The sequence below is a fragment of the Streptomyces spongiicola genome, assembly GCF_003122365.1.
GTDB lineage: Bacteria > Actinomycetota > Actinomycetes > Streptomycetales > Streptomycetaceae > Streptomyces > Streptomyces spongiicola.
Window position 1 is genome coordinate 5,566,901 of the sequence record NZ_CP029254.1, and the last position, 18,790, is coordinate 5,585,690.

Sequence of the window (18,790 nt, forward strand, 5' to 3'; positions counted from 1 at the left end):
CTCCTCCACCGACGCCTCCACGGCCCCTTTGGCTTTCCGGCGAAACCTTGCAAAAACGCCCATATTCACTCCAAAGACTAACTCGTGTGGGCGAAGTTCCGCTCCGCCCGGAGCGGCCCGCGGCCTCGCCCCGAAGGCGCCGGTCCAGCGACCGGCGCCGGGAACCTCGCATCAGGCAACGACCCCGCCCGGGCCCCGTCACGTAGCTCGTTCGGGGACGGCCGGGTCGTTTGCGAGACTGGGGCGGTGAGAAGCGCAGCCCCCGCACCGCGGGTCATCGCCGTCGTCGGCCCCACCGCGGCCGGCAAGTCCGATCTGGCCGTCCACCTGGCCCGGCAACTCGGCGGCGAGGTCGTCAACGCCGACTCGATGCAGCTGTACCGCGGTATGGACATCGGCACCGCGAAGCTGACCGAGGAGGAGCGCGGCGGGGTTCCGCACCACCTGCTCGACATCTGGGACGTCACCGAGGCGGCGAGCGTCGCCGAGTACCAGCGGCTGGCGCGTGCGGAGATCGACCGGTTGCTCGCCCGGGGCCGCACTCCCGTCCTCGTCGGAGGATCGGGGCTCTATGTGCGCGGAGCGATCGACGCGCTGGAGTTCCCCGGCACCGACCCCGAGGTCCGTTCCCGGCTCGAGGCGGAGTTGGCGGAGCGCGGCTCGGGGGTGCTGCATGTCCGCCTGGCGGCCGCCGACCCGGACGCCGCCCTCGCGATCCTCCCCAGCAACGGCCGCCGGATCGTCCGGGCCCTGGAGGTGATCGAGATCACCGGGAGGCCCTTCACCGCCAACCTGCCGGGCCACGATGCCGTGTACGACACCCTGCAGATCGGTGTCGACGTCGTCCGCCCCGAACTCGACGAGCGCATCGCGCTGCGCGTGGACCGCATGTGGGACACGGGTCTCGTCGACGAGGTGCGGACGCTGGAGGCACGGGGACTGCGCGCCGGGCGCACCGCCTCGCGCGCACTCGGCTACCAGCAGGTGCTCTCGGCGCTCGCCGGGGAGTGCACCGAGGAGGAGGCGCGCACCGAGACCGTACGCGCCACCAAGCGTTTCGCGCGCCGCCAGGACTCCTGGTTCCGGCGTGATCCGCGTGTGCACTGGCTGAGCGGCGCAGCCGCGGACCGCGAGGAACTTCCGGGCCGTGCTCTCTCGTTGGTCGAACGAGCGGTTACAGCCTGATCACGTGATGGCATCGGGACGCCATGGCCGTCAATCCGGCGCCTCGGGCCGTGCCATCATCGAGCATCGATCGACTGGTGGTCCGAGTTGGGAGGGCGCGTGGCGATGGAGGCCGGCCCTCGCGACAGAGAACAGCAGGCACGGGACGACCTGCCCCGTCTGAGTCCCGACGGCCCGGACGAGACCGTGGACCTGCTCTCGGGCGACTCGGGCGCCGACGGCGCGGTCGAGGTCGAGGTGGAGCTGCGCCCGCCGCGGCGGCTCAGGATCTGGCAGCTCGCACCCATCGTGGGTCTCGCCGCCGTCGGCTCGCTGATGTTCGCGTTCCCGCTCGCGTTCGGCTCCGGGGACGGCGGCGCGGTGGTCGCCATGCTCGGCCTCCTGATCAGCTGCTGCGCCGCGGGCTGGGGCATGATGGCCGCCCGCCGTGTCGGCCACACCTGGCCGGGCCTGCCCGAGCGGAGTTCCGGTGACCGCCCGGACTGGCGTGTGATCGCCCTGTACGTCGTGGTGGCGGCGGTCCTCGTCGCCCTCGCCGTGTGGCGCGTGGCCCGGCTCCGCTGAGCGCCCGGCAGGCCCCGTACCATGGTCCGGTGACCAGCGCCGCGACCCCTGCCACCCAGCCGCTCTCGCCGATCGCCTTCCTCAAGGGCCACGGGACCGAGAACGACTTCGTGATCGTCCCGGACCCGGGCAACGAACTCCGGCTGCCAGCGTCCGCGGTCGCGGCGCTCTGCGACCGCCGGGCGGGCATCGGCGGAGACGGGCTGCTGCACGTGGTGCGCTCCGCGGCGCATCCGGAGGCCCGCTCCATGGCCGGGGAGGCCGAGTGGTTCATGGACTACCGCAACGCGGACGGTTCGATCGCCGAGATGTGCGGCAACGGAGTGCGGGTCTTCGCCCGCTACCTGCAGCGCGCCGGCCTCGTCGACGCGGGTGATCTCGTGGTGGCCACCCGGGGCGGCGTCAAGCGCGTGCACATCGGCGAGGCCGGCAAGGACGGCAGGGCCGTCAAGGGCGGCAAGGGCGGCGAGGACTGCGAAGAAGGGCACATCACCGTCGCCATGGGCCGGGCCCTGCTCCCCGAGGCCGGTGCCACCGTCACCGTCGACGGCCGCAGCTGGTCCGCCCGCAACGTGAACATGGGCAATCCGCACGCGGTCGTGTTCGTCGAGGACCTGGACCACGCGGGCGACCTGCACTCCGCCCCGCCGTTCACCCCGCCCTCGGTGTACCCGGACGGGGTGAACGTCGAGTTCGCCGCCGACCGCGGTGCGCGCCACCTGGCCGTGCGGGTGCACGAGCGGGGCTCCGGCGAGACCCGCTCGTGCGGCACCGGTGCCTGTGCCGTCGCCGTCGCGGCGGCGCGCAGGGACGGCGCGGACCCGGCCGTGACCGGCGCCCCCGTGACCTATCTGGTGGACCTTCCGGGCGGGCGGCTGGCGGTCACCGAGCATCCGGACGGCGAGATCGAGATGACCGGCCCCGCGGTCATCGTCGCCGAAGGCCGTATCGACCCCGCCTGGCTCGCGGCTGTCTGACCGGTCCGCGGCTGTGTGACCGGTCCGCGGCCGTCCGCGCCCCCCGGTTCCGCTCGCGGCCCGCGGTGCGCGCCCGTTCGCACCTTCTGAGCACGCCGGTGCCCGCCGGTGCACGCCGGTGCCCGCCGGTGCACGCCGGTGCACGCCGATGTACGCCCAAGCACGCCGACACGTCTCCGGGAGCGGCCGTCGCCGGATCCATCGCTCGAATGGGTGATCCGATTCACGCTCGGCGAGAGGTGAACTCGGCCACGTGGTGGGCTCGGTAGCATCAAGCACCGGCAGGGAGGGCACGCCTGCTCCACCCACCGCCGGTCGACGCCGCCGGAGGTGCCCCATGAGTGCAGAGGCCGCCAACCCTGGTGCCGCCGGCCGCCGACGCGTCCGTCCCAGACTCGACCTCCGCAGACTGGGCAGAGCCGCGCTGCTCGGTCCCGCGGCACGGGGCCGGGTCCCGGACGCCATCGGGCATGTCGCCGAGGCGCATCGCGCCCACCACCCCGCCGCCGACCTGGCGATCCTGCACAGGGCGTACCTCCTCGCCGAGTCCTCGCACCGAGGGCAGTTCCGCAAGAGCGGGGAGCCTTACATCACGCATCCGCTCGCGGTGACCCTCATCCTCGCCGAACTCGGCGCGGAGACGACGACCTTGACCGCCTCGCTCCTCCACGACACCGTCGAGGACACCGATGTGACCCTCACTCAGGTCCGGGAGGAGTTCGGTGAGGAGGTCTGCTACCTCGTCGACGGAGTGACCAAACTGGAGAAGGTCGACTACGGCGCCGCCGCCGAGCCGGAGACCTTCCGGAAGATGCTCGTCGCCACCGGCAACGACGTCCGGGTCATGTCCATCAAGCTCGCGGACCGGCTGCACAACATGCGCACTCTCGGCGTGATGCGCCCCGAGAAGCAGGAGCGTATCGCCAGGGTCACCCGCGACGTGCTGATCCCGCTCGCCGAGCGGCTCGGCGTCCAGGCGCTCAAGACCGAGCTGGAGGACCTCGTCTTCGCGATCCTGCACCCCGAGGAGTACGAGCGCACCCGCGCCCTCATCGCGGAGAACGGCGACGCGGTCGACGCCCTGGCCGCCGTCGCCGGCAAGGTCAGGGCCGTCCTGCGGGACGCGGGCATCCACGCCGAAGTCCTGCTCCGGCCGCGGCACTTCGTGTCCGTGCACCGGGTACGGCTCAAGCGCGGCGACCTGTCCGGCACGGACTTCGGCCGCCTGCTGGTGCTGGTCGGCGAGGACGCCGACTGCTACGCGGTCCTCGGCGAACTGCACACCTGCTTCACGCCGTTGATCTCCGAGTTCAAGGACTTCATCGCCGCCCCCAAGTTCAACCTGTACCAGTCGCTGCACACTGCGGTCGCGGGCACGGACGGCGCGGTGGCCGAAGTCCTCATCCGCACCCACCAGATGCACCGCGTCGCCGAGGCCGGCGTCGTCGCCCTCGGCAACCCGTACACGGCGGACACCGCGGAGGGCGCCGGTTCCCCCGGGGGGGCCGAGCCCTCCGGCGGGGCCGAGGGCGAGCGCGCGGACCCCACCAGGCCCGGCTGGCTGTCCCGGCTCCTGGACTGGCAGTCGTCCACCCCCGACACCGACACCTTCTGGACCTCGCTCCGGGCGGACCTGGCCGAGGACCGCGAGATCACCGTCTTCCGCGCGGACGGCGGTACCCTCGGGCTGCCCGCCGGAGCGAGCTGTGTGGACGCCGCCTACGCGCAGCACGGCGAAGCGGCGCACGCCTGTGTCGGGGCCCGGGTCAACGGCCGGCTCGCCGCGCTCGCCACCCGGCTGGGCGACGGCGACACGGTCGAGCCGCTGCTCGCCCAGGACGCGGCCTCCGGCCCCTCACCGGACTGGCTCCAGCACGCCCGTACTCCCGCGGCCCGGATCGCGATCACCGGATGGCTCGCCGAGCACCCCGAGGCCGCCAAGCCCCAGGACGCCGCGCCCCGTGCGGCTGCCTCCGGCCCTGCGGCGGCCCCCGGAGGCCGCCGCCGGGCCGGAGCGAACGCCGTGGCCGAGGTGCCCGGACTGCCGGGCGCCCCCGTCCGCCTCGCCGGTTGCTGCACCCCGGTGCCGCCCGACGCGGTGACGGGGTTCCCGGTCCGCGGTGGCGCGGTCACCGTGCACCGCGGCGAGTGCCCGGGCGTGTCCCGGATGCGCGCCATGGGGCGGCAGCCCGTCGAGGTGCGCTGGGGTCGGGCGGCGGAGTGCCGGGTGACGCTGGTCGCCGAGGCCTTCGGCCGGCCCCGCCTCCTCGCCGACCTCACCGAGACCATTGCGACGGCGGGGGCGGCGGTCGTCTCCGCCACCGTCGAACCGCCGAGCGAGCAACGGGTACGCCACACCTACACCCTCCAGCTCCAGGACGCCGCCGGACTTCCCTCGCTGATGCGGGCGATGCGCGAGGTCGCGGGGGTGTACGACGTGAGCCGCGCACGGCATCCGGCCGCCCCCTGAGAGGTCGGCCCGGCCCTTCCGCGACCGGGCCCGGGCACCCCGCCCAGGCCCGTCTGACGCCGTTCGGGTGTGCGCGGAGCGAGCCGTCACGCTCCGCGTTCCCCGCGCTGGTAGCGGTGAGGGCATGCGCCTCACCTCACGACCCCTGCGGGCCGCGTCGCTCGCCGCCGCCTCGGCCACGCTGGTCGCCGCCGTACTGCCCGGTCCGGAACCACTGGGTATCGGGGATCCGCTGTTCCCGTACCTGGGCAACCCCGGCTACGACGTCCTCACCTACGACATCGCCCTCACCTACCGGGGCGCCGACGGCAGGCCACTGGACGCCGTCACGAAGATCGACGCACGGGCCACCCGGCACCTGGAGCGGATCAACCTCGACTTCACCAGCGGAACCGTGAAGGCGGTGGAGGTGAACGGCGGTGGCGCCGGCTTCACCACCGCCGGCGAGGACCTGGTGATCACCCCGCGGCAGGCCGTGCACGCCGGCACCCCGCTCACCATCACCGTCACCCACACCAGCGACCCCGCAGGTGGCGAGGCCGGCGGCTGGGTACGCACCGCCGACGGCCTGGCGATGGCCAACCAGGCCGACGCGGCCCACCGGGTCTTCCCCTGCAACGACCACCCCGCCGACAAGGCGCACTTCACCTTCCGTATCACCGCTCCCGCGGGGCTGACCGCAGTGGCCAACGGCCTCCCGGTCCCCGCCGCCGGTGACCGCGGCGCCCCCTCCGCCGACAGGACCTGGGTGTACCGCACCCGGCATCCCATGGCGACCGAGCTGGCCCAGGTCAGCATCGGCAGGTCCGCCGTGGTCCACCGCGAGGGCCCGCACGGCCTGCCGCTGCGGGACGTCGTCCCCGCCGCGCAGGCGGCGCGGCTCGAGCCCTGGCTCGAGAAGACGCCCGCGCACATCACCTGGATGGAGAGCAAGGTCGGGCGCTACCCGCTCGAGACGTACGGCCTGCTGCTGGCCCAGGCCGAGACCGGCTTCGCGCTGGAGACCCAGACGCTGTCGCTCTTCCCGGTGTCGATGTTCACCGGCGACCGGCACCCGAAGTGGTACGTCGAGTCCGTCATGGTGCACGAACTCGCCCACCAGTGGTTCGGCAACAGCGTCTCCCCCCGGACCTGGTCCGACCTCTGGCTCAACGAGGGACACGCCACCTGGTACGGCTCGCTGTACGCCGACGAGCACGCCGCGCAGCCGCTGGAGGCCCGGATGCGCGAGGCGTACGCGAAGTCCGACCGCTGGCGCGCCGCCGGCGGACCGCCCGCCGCCCCCGAACCCGCGGAGCCCGGCCGGCAGCTCGGGCTGTTCCGGCCGATCGTGTACGACGGCAGCGCCCTGGTCCTCTACGCGCTGCGACAGGAGATCGGGAGGGACGCGTTCGAAACGCTGGAGCGGGCCTGGGTCGCCGAGCACCGGGACGGCACGGCGACGACGGCCGACTTCACCGCACTGGCACAGCGGATCTCCGGCCGCGATCTGACCGGGTTCTTCAAGGACTGGCTGTACGGAGCGACGACCCCGGAGATGCCGGGGCACCCGGACTGGCGCAGCGAGCCCCCCTCGGACCGGAGGGACGCCGCCGCGGCAGCGGAGCACTGACCTCCGGCCGCTCCCGCCGGGGAGCACCGGCCTCCGGCCGCGCCGGGCTTCCGGCCCCGGCCCCGGGAGCCCGGTGCGGCGGAAACCGGGGTGACGGCCGCGGTGGCGCCGTGGGACCATCGACGGGTCGGCGCCGCCGCCGGGCCGGTCAGCCGGTCCGCCGGTCCGCCGAGCCGGGCAGGGGCCCGGACCGGCCCGTCCGCCCACCCGCGGCACACCGGGAATGTTCCCGGATCGTGACGCGTTGTGACAATCGTGGAAGCATGTCTCGTGCATGCGGTCCGCATCGGCTTCCCATCGACGTAAGGATCCAATGACCTCCTCTTCATCCACTTCCCAGGACGCGCAGAGCTTCGCGGACACCACCCGCACCGAGAGCCTCCGGGCCGATGCCCTGATGGAAGAGGACGTCGCCTGGAGCCACGAGATCGACGGAGAGCGGGACGGCGATCAGTTCGACCGCTCCGACCGTGCCGCGCTGCGGCGCGTGGCGGGCCTCTCCACCGAGCTCGAGGACGTCACGGAGGTCGAGTACCGGCAGCTTCGCCTCGAGCGCGTCGTGCTCGTCGGCGTGTGGACCTCGGGGACCGTCCAGGACGCGGAGAACTCCCTCGCCGAGCTGGCCGCCCTCGCCGAAACGGCGGGTGCCCTCGTGCTCGACGGTGTGATCCAGCGCCGCGACAAGCCGGACCCGGCCACGTACATCGGCTCCGGAAAGGCGAACGAACTGCGCGACATCGTGCTCGAGAGCGGAGCCGACACCGTGGTCTGCGACGGTGAACTCAGCCCGGGCCAGCTGATCCACCTCGAGGACGTCGCCAAGGTCAAGGTGGTCGACCGGACCGCCCTGATCCTGGACATCTTCGCGCAGCACGCGAAGTCCCGGGAGGGCAAGGCGCAGGTGGCCCTGGCCCAGATGCAGTACATGCTTCCCCGGCTGCGCGGCTGGGGCCAGTCGCTGTCCCGGCAGATGGGCGGCGGCAGCGGCGGCATGGCCACCCGCGGCCCCGGCGAGACCAAGATCGAGACGGACCGGCGGCGGATCCGCGAGAAGATGGCGAAGATGCGCCGGGAGATCGCGGAGATGAAGACCGGCCGCGAGATCAAGCGGCAGGAGCGCAGGCGGCACCGGGTCCCCTCGGTGGCGATCGCCGGCTACACCAACGCAGGCAAGTCCTCGCTGCTCAACCGCCTCACCGGCGCGGGTGTCCTGGTGGAGAACGCGCTGTTCGCCACCCTGGACCCGACCGTGCGGCGGGCCGAGACACCGAGCGGCAGGCTCTACACGCTGGCGGACACCGTCGGCTTCGTCCGGCATCTGCCGCACCACCTCGTCGAGGCGTTCCGCTCCACGATGGAGGAGGTCGGCCAGTCCGATCTCATCCTGCACGTGGTCGACGGTTCGCACCCCGCACCGGAGGAGCAACTGGCCGCCGTGCGCGAGGTGATCCGGGACGTCGGAGCGGTGGACGTGCCCGAGATCGTCGTGGTCAACAAGGCGGACGCGGCCGATCCGCTGGTGCTGCAGCGCCTGCTGCGCATCGAGCGGCGCGCCGTCGCCGTCTCGGCCCGTACGGGCTCGGGGATCGACGAACTCCTCGGCATCATCGACGCGGAACTGCCCCGCCCGCAGGTCGAGATCGAGGCCCTGCTGCCCTACACGCAGGGAGCGCTGGTCTCGCGGGTCCACGCCGACGGTGAGGTGCTGTCGGAGGAGCACACCCCCGAGGGCACCCTGCTCAAGGCTCGGGTACACGAGGAACTCGCGGCCGCGCTGGGTCCGTACGTACCCGCGGCGCACTGAGCCCACCGCGGTCCGCACCGGGCGACCGCGACACGAAGGCCGGGACCGCCTCTCGAGGCGGGGTGCCGCGACAGCCGGCAGAACCCCGGGACAAGCCCGAGCCCTTCCAAGCGCTGAGGGAAGGGCCCGGGCGTGTTCCGTCCGGGCCCGCGGCGGGGCTACCGGCCCGCGAACCTGGCGCTGACGGCTTCGTAGACGGCCTCGGCCTCCTCACCCAGACGCGGTCCGGCGAGCCAGCCCGCCGTCGCCGGGCCTATCGAGGTGTTGGAGACCAGCGCGGGCCTGCCGTCCCTGCCCGCCGCGACCCAGCCGCCACCGGACGAACCACCGGTCATGGTGCAGCCGATGCGGTACATCGTCGGCTCCTCCGCCCTCAGCGTCAGCCGGCCCGGCCGGTCCTCGCACTGGAACATCCGCTCGCCGTCGAACGGCGGCGACGCCGGGAAGCCGGTCGCCCTCATACTGGCGATGTCCGCCACGGCCGGAGCGTCGAAGTCGACCGGGAGTGCCGAACCGACCGTCTCCTCCAGGGACTTGCCGTCGCCGCCCTTCTCGGGCGTCACATGGATCACGGCGAAGTCGTACGGCGCGCCCCGGCCGCCCGTCGCCGCGCCCTGCGATATCCACTCCTCGGAGGTCCCCGCCCAGTCGCCCCACCAGACGCCGTAGGGGGCCATCTCCTCCCTCGAGTCGCCCTCGGTGGAGGTCTTGGCGCTGTCGTTGTAGGACGGCACGAAGGCGATGTTGCGGTACCAGCCGCCCTCCCCGCCCGCGTGGACGCAGTGCCCCGCGGTCCATACCAGGTTGGATTCTCCGGGGTTCGCCGGATCCTTCACCACGGTCGCGGAGCAGACCATCGAGCCCTTGGGGCCGTCGAAGAAGACCTTCCCGGCCTCGGGGGCGCTCCCGTGGTAGGGCGCGGCCACCGCCGCCGCCTCGACCGGCCGCGGCGCCGGGTCGGTGACACCCCCGTCACCGGGGACGTCCTCCTCCGCGACCCGCTTGTCGGGCTCCTCGGCCTCGCGCATCCGGTCCGGGTTCCAGAGGTCCTCGATGATGGGGTTGACGAAGTCCTTGGCCTCGCGGAGCCAGGTTTCCCTGTCCCAGTCCTTCCACTTCCCGTCGCGCCACTTGTCCAGGTCGATCCCGTGCTCCCGGAGCCGGTCCTTGAGGTCGTCCGGAATGGTGATCTTCCCGTCGGCCGTGCCGCCCGCCGCCGCCGAGGCGCCCGGCCCGTCCACCGCGCCGTCCCCACCCGAGCCGCAGGCCGTTGCCGTCAGCGCGAGCGCGGCGGCCAGCGCGGCCGCCGCGAGCGCCGGTCTGCGAGCGGCGTTCCCCGCCCGGCGTGCCGCGAATATCGGGCGATTGGGTCGCATGTGGTGATCCCCCCGGGACTTCATCAGGTGTGCATACGGAACGGGACGGACCGCGCACAGCCCGGCGATGCCGCCGGTGCCGCGGTACGGCCCCCCACTATGCCGGTGCCGACGGGGACGGCCGGCGGCAGGGCCGTGGTTCCCGGGCCCGAGGATCTTCCGGAACGACCGTGATCCGCCGCTTCCGGAGTCGTTGGTACGGACGGGGGACGCGGGTTCCGGCGTTCACCGCCGCGCCGGTGCCGGTAGACCGCCGTACCGGGGCGCGACACAACCGTGAGGTCGGAGGACGAACAACCGTGGCCGTGACCGAACCCGCTCCGCCGGCACAGCCCGCCGCGTACGAAGGCATCCTGCGCCGCCAGTCGCTCCGCGAGTCGGCGGCGCGGACCTACGCCCGCTCGCTGCCCATCGTCCCGGTGCGCGCCAGGGGGCTGACGATCGAGGGGGCGGACGGACGGCGCTATCTCGACTGCCTCTCGGGCGCCGGGACCCTCGCCCTCGGCCACAACCACCCCGTGGTCCTGGAAGCGATCAAGAAGGTGCTCGCCTCCGGAGCGCCGCTGCACGTCCTCGATCTCGCCACCCCGGTCAAGGACGCCTTCACCACCGAGCTGTTCGCCACACTGCCGCGGCCACTCGCCGACGACGCCCGTATCCAGTTCTGCGGGCCGGCCGGCACGGACGCCGTCGAGGCCGCTCTCAAGCTGGTCCGCACCGCGACGGGCCGCACCGGGCTGCTGGCGTTCACCGGCGCCTACCACGGCATGACGGCCGGGGCGCTGGACGCCTCCGGGGGTGCCGCCGACGTCCGGGTGGCGCGGCTGCCCTACCCGCGGGACTACCGCTGCCCCTTCGGGGTCGGTGGCGAACGCGGTGCCGAACTCGCCGCCCGCTGGACCGAGAACCTGCTGGACGACCCCATGAGCGGTGTCCCCGCACCCGCCGGAATGATCCTCGAACCGGTGCAGGGCGAGGGCGGTGTCATCCCCGCCCCGGACGGCTGGCTGCGGCGGATGCGCGAGCTCACCGCGGCCCGTTCCATCCCGCTGATCGCCGACGAGGTGCAGACCGGGGTGGGCCGCACCGGAGCCTTCTGGGCGGTCGAGCACAGCGGGGTCGTCCCCGATGTGATGGTGCTGTCCAAGGCCATCGGCGGCTCCCTTCCCCTCGCCGTGATCGTCTACCGTGCCGACCTGGACGTCTGGCGGCCCGGCGCCCACGCCGGCACCTTCCGGGGCAACCAGCTCGCCATGGCCGCCGGCGCGGCCACCCTGGCCTTCGTCCGGGAGAACCGGCTCGCGGAGCGGGCCGCCACCCTCGGCGCGCGCATGCTGAGGCGGCTCCAGGGCCTCGCCGCGGCCCACCGCCGCGTGGGCGACGTACGCGGCCGGGGGCTGATGATCGGCGTGGAGCTGGTCCAACCCGACATCGGCGTCCCGCAGGCCGGCGTCCCGCAGGCCGGCGTCCCGCAGGCCGGCGTCCCGCAGACCGGTGTTCCGCAGGCCGACCCCGTCCTGGCCGCCGCCGTACAGCGGGAGTGCCTGCGCCGCGGGCTCATCGTCGAACTCGGCGGACGCCACTCCGGGGTCGTCCGTCTGCTGCCTCCCCTCACGCTCACCGACGAACAGGCCGAGGCGGTCCTCGACCGCTTCGCCGACTCCCTGGAAGCGGCCGTGCGCGCACCGCACCGCCGCAACGACACCGGACCGTCTCTGTGATCCCGGACCACACCACAAGGAAGTCCCCGTGAACCGCACCCCCGCCGCCGGCACCCCGAAACCCGACCGCAGTCCCACCACGGGCCACCACCACGGGCGGAGCACGACGGCCGCCCCCGCCGCCGTCGAGGCGGGGACGGTACCGCGGCAGTCGCCCGGGTCACCCGACGACGAAGGCGCCGGTCCCGGGGCCGAGGCACCGCCGGCCCCGGCGGCGGCGCCCGCCGCGGCTCCGCCGTTCGGAGCGGCCGACCCGCTGGACCACCCCGACCCCCTGGCGGCCGCCGACGCCGGCACCGTGGAGAACCTCCTGCGCTGCTGGGTCCGGGAGAACGACCTCCCGGAGCCCGGCGGCGACCGCCTGCGCATCCCGCTCCACGCCAGCGATACCGCCCTGCTGGTGCCGGTCCTCCACTGGTCCCCCGCCGGCTGGCACCGCTTCGGCCCGCCCGTACTGGAGGGCGCGCCGGCGGACGCGCCCTCCGCCGACGCCGTCACCGTCGCGGTCCTCCTCACCCGTGAGCCGGGTGGTGACGGTGCCGGCCCCCGCCCCGGCGGCCCGCGGGGAGACGGCGCGGGACGCCGTCCGGAAGCGGTCGACCTGGTCGGCCGCGTCGCGGACTCCGTCCTCCGCACGGCCGCGTTCATCGACGACCGGCGGCGGCGCCCCGCGCCCCGGCACGGGTCCGACCTGTTCCTGACCGCCGAGCAGTCGCTGATCCTGGGCCATCCGCTGCACCCCACCCCCAAGAGCCGCGAAGGGCTCTCCGAGGCCGAGGCACGTCTCTACTCACCGGAGCTCTACGGCTCCTTCCCCCTCCACTGGCTCGCCGTCGACCGGTCCGTACTGGCCGGCGACTCGGCCTGGACGGAGGAAGGCCGCACGGTGCCCGCCGAGCGGATCACCTCCCGGCTCGCGGCCGGCCTCCGCCTCCCTCCCGGCACCGCCGCCCTGCCGCTGCACCCCTGGCAGGCACGCGAGGTGGCCCACCGGCCGGAAGCCGCCGCGCTGTTCGACGCGGGCCTGCTCCACGACCTGGGCCCGGCCGGCGAACCCTGGCATCCCACCTCCTCCGTCCGCACCGTGCACCGGTCCGGCGCGCCGGCCATGCTCAAGCTCTCCCTCGGCGTACGCATCACCAACTCCCGCCGTGAGAACCTCCGCAAGGAACTCCACCGGGGCGTGGAGGTGCACCGCCTTCTCCGCAGCGGCCTGGGCACGCAGTGGCGGACCGCGCACCCCCGCTTCGACATCGTCCGCGACCCGGCATGGCTCGCCGTGGACACCCCGGACGGAGCGCCGCTGACCGGACTCGACGTCATGATCCGGCACAACCCGTTCGGCCCCGGGGACGACGCGGTCTGCCTCGCGGGCCTCACCGCCCCCCGGCCCTGGCCGGGCCGCAGGGGCGTCCACTCGCGCCTCGCCGAGGTCATCGGCGTGCTCGCCACCCGGACGGGCCGCCCCGGCAGCGCCGTCGCCGCCGAGTGGTTCCTGCGCTACCTCGACCAGGTCGTGCGCCCGGTGCTCTGGCTGGACGCCACGGCGGGCGTCGCCCTTGAGGCACACCAGCAGAACACCCTGGTGATCCTCGATCCCCAGGGCTGGCCCGCCGGCGGCCGCTACCGCGACAACCAGGGGTACTACTTCCGGGAGTCGCGCCGTGCCGAACTCGACCGCCGGCTTCCGGGCATCGGCGCGCTCAGCGACACCTTCGTCGACGACGCCGTCACGGACGAACGCTTCGCCTACTACCTCGGCATCAACAACGTCCTCGGTCTCATCGGCGCCTTCGGGTCCCAGCGGCTCGCCGACGAGCGCATGCTCCTCGCCGGGTTCCGCCGCTTCCTCGGCGCCGTCCGCCACCTCGGTACTCCGCTGCCGGCGCTGCTCCTGGACAGCCCGGTCCTGCGCTGCAAGGCGAACCTGCTCACCCGGCTCCACGGCCTCGACGAACTGGTCGGCCCGGTCGACACGCAGTCCGTCTACGTCACCGTCGCCAACCCGCTGCGCTCCTGAGGGACTCGCCGCCCCGGCACCGGCGAATCGAAGGGCATCCACCCGCCGCAGCCCACCCGCCACCGGAACGACTGCTCACCGCAACGACTGCTCACCGCAACGGCCGGTCACCGTAACGACCGCTCACCGGGACCGGCACCCCTCCGACGACCGGCCCGCCCGAACTGCTGAGAGGAGAGCGCCAGCCATGTCGCACACCGAAGCGAGCGCCGAGACGGACGGCCCCGACAGCACCCCCTCCGGCGGCGGTGGCGTGGAGGACACCCTCGAACTGCGACTGCCCGGCGAACTCGTGGCGCTCTCCGGACAGGACCGGCCGTCCCGCGCCGAGGCACCGACCGGCCGGGAACCGCAGGACACCACCCCCCACGGCGCCTCCGGCGGACAGAACCCCCGCGACCGTCCGTTCCCCCGCGGGGACCTGCTCGACGCCCTCGCCGAGTGGGGCGCGGTCGCCACCCCCGCCGGCCGGTTCCAGCTGGTGCCCGTCCGGATCGACCGGGATCTGCAACTCGTCAGCCGCTGGATGAACGACCCCGCCGTCGCGGCCTTCTGGGAGCTGGCCGGACCGGAGTCCGTCACCGAGCACCATCTCGGCGGCCAGCTTGCGGGGGACGGCCGCAGCATCCCCTGCCTCGGCGTCCTCGACGGCGTGCCGAAGGGCTACTTCGAGATCTACCGAGCCGACCTCGACCCGCTCGCGCGCCACTACCCCGCCCGGCCCCACGACACCGGCATCCACCTCCTGATCGGGGGCGTCGCCGACCGCGGCCGCGGTCTCGGCACGGCCCTGCTCCGGGCCGCGGCCGACCACGTACTCGACCACCGCCCCCACTGCGCACGCGTCGTCGCCGAACCCGACCTGCGCAACACCCCCTCCGTCTCCGCCTTCCTCAGTGCCGGCTTCCGCTTCTCCGCGGAAGTCGACCTGCCCGACAAGCGGGCCGCGCTCATGGTCCGCGACCGGGCACTGAGCAAGGTGCTGTGAACGACCGGCCGCCCGCCGCGGACCGCCCGAAAGACCGCCCGAACCGCATCGGATGCATCCGAGGAGTCCCCGTGCCGAAGTCCCCCGCCGCCCCAGACTCCGGCGAGCCGTCCGCCCTGCTCGCGCCTGCCGAACTCAACCCGGAGACCTGGCACCGGGCGTCCACCCGCCTGCTCGCCAAGATGCTCGGCGAGTTCGCCTACGAAGAGATCGTCGAGCCGGTGCCCCGGGGGCGCGGCGACGGCTACACGCTCCGCCTCGACGACGGGCAGAACCTCTCCTTCCGGGCCCGGCGCGGTGCCTACGGCGGCTGGCGGGTGGTACCCGGCTCCGTCCGGTGCGACGGCGCCCCCTTCTCCGACCCGCTGCGGTTCCTGGCCGAGGCCCGCCATCTCCTCGCGCTCGACGGCGCCACGCTCGGACACCTCGTACGCGAACTGAGTACGACCCTGGCCGCCGACTGCAGGCTCGACAGCACCGCACTCCCCGCGGCACGCCTCGCGGACCTGGACTACGCCTCCCTGGAAGGCCACCAGACCGGTCACCCCTGGCTCGTCCTCAACAAGGGACGCCTCGGCTTCTCGGCGCGCGACGCCGCACGCTGGGCCCCTGAAGCACGCACCCCGGCGCGGCTGCCCTGGATCGCCGTCAGTACCCGTCTCGCCGCCTACCGGGGCGTGCCGGGCCTCGACACCCCCGAGCGCCTCTACGCCTCGGAACTCGACACCCCGGTCCGTGACGCCTTCACGGCCGCGCTGCGGGACCGCGGCCACGACCCCGCCGGGTTCCTCTACCTGCCCGTGCACCCCTGGCAGTGGGACCATGTGCTGCTGCCCCTCTACGCCCCCTCGATCGCCCGCGGCGAGATCGTCCCGCTCACCACGGACGGCGACCTCCGGCTGCCCCAGCAGTCCATCCGCACCTTCCTCAACACCAGCCGCCCCGACCGCCACACCGTCAAGCTCCCGCTCTCCGTGCTCAACACCCTCGTCTGGCGCGGGCTGCCCACCCAACGCACGCTCGCCGCACCCGCCGTCACCTCATGGGTGCACGGGGTGCGCCACGCCGACCCCTTCCTCCGCGACGAGTGCGGGGTGGTCCTGCTGGGCGAGGTCGCCTCCGTCACCGTCGAGCACCCGCACTACGACCGGCTGCCCGAAGTGCCCTACCAGTACCGGGAACTGCTCGGCGCCATCTGGCGGGAGCCCCTGCGGCTGCCCGCGGGGGAGCGCGCCCGCACCCTCGCCTCGCTGCTGCACACCGACCCCGCGGGGCGCGCCTTCACGGCCGAACTCGTCGCACGCTCCGGGCTGCCGGCCGCCACATGGCTGCGCCACCTCTTCGCGGCCCTGCTACCGCCCCTGCTGCACTTCCTCTACCGCTACGGCACGGTGTTCTCCCCGCACGGGGAGAACGCCATCGTCGTCTTCGACGGCCAGGACGTGCCCGTACGGCTGGCGATCAAGGATTTCGTCGACGATGTGAACGTCTGCGCCCGGCCGCTGCCGGAACTGGACGCCATGCCCGAGGACGTGCGCGCGGTCCTGCTCACCGAGGAGCCGGCCTTCCTCACCCAGTTCATCCACTCCGGTCTCTTCATCGGTGTGTTCCGCTATCTCGCCCCACTGTGCGAGGAGCAGCTGGGCGTCGCCGAGGCCGGGTTCTGGTCGCTGGTACGCGCCGAGATCCTGCGCCACCAGTCCCGCTTCCCCGGACTCAACGACCGCTATGAGCTGTTCGACCTGCTCACTCCGCGGATCGAGCGCCTCTGCCTGAACCGCAACCGGCTCCACCTCGACGGCTACCGCGACCGCTCCGAGCGCCCGCATGCCGCCGTCCACGGCACGGTCCGCAACCCCCTGAGCACGTTGTGAGGCCGTGGGACGGCCGGAACCGGAACGCGCTGTCGGCGGTGCCCCGTAGGCTGGGCGTCCTATGACGAAGCCATCCCTCCCCGAACTCCTCCACGCAGCCGTCACCGCCGTCGGCGGAGTCGAGCGGCCCGGCCAGGTCGCCATGGCCGAGTCCGTCTCGGAGGCCATCGACGACGGGTCGCACCTGCTCATCCAGGCCGGCACCGGCACGGGCAAGTCGCTCGGGTATCTGGTGCCCGCCCTGGCCCACGGGGACCGGGTGGTGGTCGCCACGGCGACGCTCGCGCTGCAGCGCCAGCTCGTCGAGCGGGACCTTCCGAGGACGGTGGAGGCCCTCCACCCGCTGCTTCGCCGCAGACCGGAGTTCGCCATGCTCAAAGGCCGGTCGAACTACCTCTGCCTGCACCGGCTCCACGAGGGCGTCCCCCAGGAGGAGGGGGACGGGCTCTTCGACCCTCACCCGGCCTTCGGTACGGGGGACGCGGCCTCGGCCACCGGCCCCACCGGCAAGCTGGGCCAGGACCTGATGCGCCTGCGCGACTGGTCGGACGAGACGGAGACCGGTGACCGGGACGACCTCACCCCCGGCGTGTCCGACCGGGCGTGGTCGCAGGTCTCCGTGTCCTCCCGGGAGTGCCTCGGCGCGAGCAAGTGCGCCTACGGGGCGGAGTGCTTCGCGGAGATGGCGCGGGAGCGCGCCAGGCTCGCCGAGGTGGTCGTGACGAACCACGCCCTGCTCGCGATCGACGCGATCGAGGGCGCTCCGGTGCTTCCGCAGCACGAGGTCCTGATCGTGGACGAGGCCCATGAGCTGGTCTCGCGGGTCACCGGGGTCGCCACGGGCGAACTCACCCCCGGCCAGGTCAACCGCGCGGTGCGGCGCGCGGCCAAGCTGGTCGACGAGAAGGCGGCCGACCAGCTCCAGACGGCCGCCGAGGGCTTCGAGAGGCTGATGGAGCTGGCGCTGCCCGGCCGCCTCGACGAGATCCCCGAGGACCTGGGGTACGCGCTACTGGCGCTGCGCGACGCCGCCCGCACGGTGATCTCCGTGCTGGGCGCCACCCGCGACACGTCCGTGCCGGACGAGGACGCCGTCCGCAAGCAGGCGCTCGCCTCGGTCGAGTCCGTGCACGAGGTCGCCGAGCGGATCAGCAACGGATCCGAGTCCGACGTGGTCTGGTACGAGCGCCACGACCGCTTCGGGGCGTCCCTGCGTGTGGCCCCGCTCTCGGTGTCGGGCCTGCTGCGGGAGAAGCTCTTCGCCGACCGCTCGGTGGTGCTCACCTCCGCGACGCTCAGACTGGGCGGTGACTTCAACGTCGTGGGTGCGTCGCTCGGGCTGGCACCCGAGGGGGCCGAGGGCGATGACCTGCCTGTCTGGAAGGGCGTCGATGTCGGCTCCCCGTTCGACTACCCAAGGCAGGGCATCCTCTATGTCGCGAAGCACCTGTCGCGCCCCGTCAGGGACGGCGGGCGGGAGGACATGCTCGACGAACTCACCGAGCTGATCCAGGCGGCCGGCGGTCGCACGCTCGGTCTGTTCTCCTCGATGCGCGCCGCCCAGCTCGCGGCCGAGGAACTGCGTTCCCGCATCCCCGAGTTCCCGATCCTGCTCCAGGGCGAGGAAACCCTCGGCGAACTCATCAGGAGCTTCGCGGCCGATCCCCGGACGTGCCTGTTCGGCACGCTCTCCCTCTGGCAGGGGGTCGATGTCCCCGGTCCGAGCTGCCAGCTGGTGGCGATGGACAAGATTCCGTTCCCACGCCCCGACGATCCGCTGATGAGCGCGCGGCAGAAGGCGGAGGAGGAGTCCGGCGGCAGCGGGTTCATGGCCGTCGCGGCTACCCATGCGGCGCTGCTGATGGCCCAGGGCGCTGGCCGGCTGGTGCGGGCCACCGCGGACCGCGGTGTGGTCGCCGTGCTCGACCAGCGACTCGCCACGGCGCGGTACGGGAGCTATCTGAAGGCGTCACTGCCCGACTTCTGGTACACCACGGACCGTAACCAGGTGCGCCGTTCCCTCGCGGCCATCGACGAGGCGGCGAAGGCCGAGGGGAAGTAGCCGATGGGGACGTAGGGCGCGACCGGCGGGGCGCGGACGCTCCCGGTGCGGTGCGGTGCGGTGCGGTGCGGTGCGGTGCGGTGCGGTGCGGCGTGGTGCGGCGTGGTGCCGTGCGGCGTGGTGCCGTGCCTGCCATG

The 18,790-nt window shown here is 73.5% G+C and carries 12 protein-coding genes; 11 read left to right on the forward strand and 1 reads right to left on the reverse strand.

Features of this window, described 5'->3' with window-relative positions; translation table 11 throughout:
* Positions 1 to 246 precede the first annotated feature (246 nt).
* The 6 genes from miaA (at position 247) to hflX (ending at position 8,612) form a co-directional block, all read left to right on the forward strand.
* On the forward strand, positions 247 to 1,185 hold the full coding sequence (gene miaA / locus DDQ41_RS24370) for a tRNA (adenosine(37)-N6)-dimethylallyltransferase MiaA (protein WP_109296392.1): 939 nt from the start codon (positions 247 to 249) through the stop codon (positions 1,183 to 1,185).
* 105 nt (positions 1,186 to 1,290) lie between these two features.
* Complete coding sequence (locus DDQ41_RS24375) at positions 1,291 to 1,749, forward strand: hypothetical protein (protein WP_109296393.1); 459 nt, start codon at positions 1,291 to 1,293, stop codon at positions 1,747 to 1,749.
* A gap of 29 nt (positions 1,750 to 1,778) precedes the next feature.
* Positions 1,779 to 2,726, forward strand: coding sequence for a diaminopimelate epimerase (gene dapF, locus DDQ41_RS24380; protein WP_109297920.1), 948 nt, complete (start codon positions 1,779 to 1,781; stop codon positions 2,724 to 2,726).
* Between the two features lie 337 nt (positions 2,727 to 3,063).
* The gene (locus tag DDQ41_RS24390) at positions 3,064 to 5,196 is read left to right on the forward strand and encodes a RelA/SpoT family protein (protein ID WP_109296394.1); all 2,133 of its coding nucleotides are present in this window, start codon (positions 3,064 to 3,066) and stop codon (positions 5,194 to 5,196) included.
* Between the two features lie 124 nt (positions 5,197 to 5,320).
* The gene (locus DDQ41_RS24395; RefSeq protein WP_109296395.1) at positions 5,321 to 6,808 is read left to right on the forward strand and encodes a M1 family metallopeptidase; all 1,488 of its coding nucleotides are present in this window, start codon (positions 5,321 to 5,323) and stop codon (positions 6,806 to 6,808) included.
* Between the two features lie 313 nt (positions 6,809 to 7,121).
* A complete protein-coding gene (gene hflX, locus DDQ41_RS24400) occupies positions 7,122 to 8,612 on the forward strand; it encodes a GTPase HflX (protein ID WP_109296396.1) in 1,491 nt (496 codons plus the stop codon).
* 158 nt (positions 8,613 to 8,770) lie between these two features.
* On the opposite strand, the gene DDQ41_RS24405 is transcribed toward hflX, so the two are convergent.
* The gene (locus tag DDQ41_RS24405) at positions 8,771 to 9,988 is read right to left on the reverse strand and encodes a trypsin-like serine peptidase (protein ID WP_174720320.1); all 1,218 of its coding nucleotides are present in this window, start codon (positions 9,986 to 9,988) and stop codon (positions 8,771 to 8,773) included.
* Positions 9,989 to 10,287: 299 nt separating this feature from the next.
* Between DDQ41_RS24405 and DDQ41_RS24410 the strand changes: the two genes are divergently transcribed.
* The 5 genes from DDQ41_RS24410 to DDQ41_RS24430 all read left to right on the forward strand — a co-directional run bounded on the left by DDQ41_RS24410 (position 10,288) and on the right by DDQ41_RS24430 (position 18,653).
* A complete protein-coding gene (locus DDQ41_RS24410; protein WP_109296397.1) occupies positions 10,288 to 11,709 on the forward strand; it encodes a diaminobutyrate--2-oxoglutarate transaminase family protein in 1,422 nt (473 codons plus the stop codon).
* A gap of 28 nt (positions 11,710 to 11,737) precedes the next feature.
* On the forward strand, positions 11,738 to 13,729 hold the full coding sequence (locus DDQ41_RS24415; protein WP_174720321.1) for an IucA/IucC family protein: 1,992 nt from the start codon (positions 11,738 to 11,740) through the stop codon (positions 13,727 to 13,729).
* Positions 13,730 to 13,916: 187 nt separating this feature from the next.
* Positions 13,917 to 14,717 (forward strand): GNAT family N-acetyltransferase, encoded by an 801-nt coding sequence (locus DDQ41_RS24420; protein WP_109296398.1) that lies wholly within the window; start codon positions 13,917 to 13,919, stop codon positions 14,715 to 14,717.
* Between the two features lie 71 nt (positions 14,718 to 14,788).
* Positions 14,789 to 16,591 (forward strand): IucA/IucC family protein, encoded by a 1,803-nt coding sequence (locus DDQ41_RS24425; RefSeq protein ID WP_109297923.1) that lies wholly within the window; start codon positions 14,789 to 14,791, stop codon positions 16,589 to 16,591.
* A 61-nt stretch (positions 16,592 to 16,652) separates the two neighbouring features.
* On the forward strand, positions 16,653 to 18,653 hold the full coding sequence (locus DDQ41_RS24430; RefSeq protein ID WP_109296399.1) for an ATP-dependent DNA helicase: 2,001 nt from the start codon (positions 16,653 to 16,655) through the stop codon (positions 18,651 to 18,653).
* The last annotated feature ends 137 nt before the right edge of the window (positions 18,654 to 18,790 follow it).

Excerpts from the sequence above, each read along its gene's own strand:
- hflX (WP_109296396.1), top strand. The coding sequence starts at position 7,122 with ATGACCTCCTCTTCATCCACTTCCCAGGACGCGCAGAGCTTCGCGGAC.
- DDQ41_RS24405 (WP_174720320.1), bottom strand. The coding sequence starts at position 9,988 with ATGCGACCCAATCGCCCGATATTCGCGGCACGCCGGGCGGGGAACGCC.
- DDQ41_RS24395 (WP_109296395.1), top strand. The coding sequence starts at position 5,321 with ATGCGCCTCACCTCACGACCCCTGCGGGCCGCGTCGCTCGCCGCCGCC.
- DDQ41_RS24390 (WP_109296394.1), top strand. The coding sequence starts at position 3,064 with ATGAGTGCAGAGGCCGCCAACCCTGGTGCCGCCGGCCGCCGACGCGTC.
- DDQ41_RS24375 (WP_109296393.1), top strand. The coding sequence starts at position 1,291 with ATGGAGGCCGGCCCTCGCGACAGAGAACAGCAGGCACGGGACGACCTG.
- DDQ41_RS24420 (WP_109296398.1), top strand. The coding sequence starts at position 13,917 with ATGTCGCACACCGAAGCGAGCGCCGAGACGGACGGCCCCGACAGCACC.
- DDQ41_RS24430 (WP_109296399.1), top strand. The coding sequence starts at position 16,653 with ATGACGAAGCCATCCCTCCCCGAACTCCTCCACGCAGCCGTCACCGCC.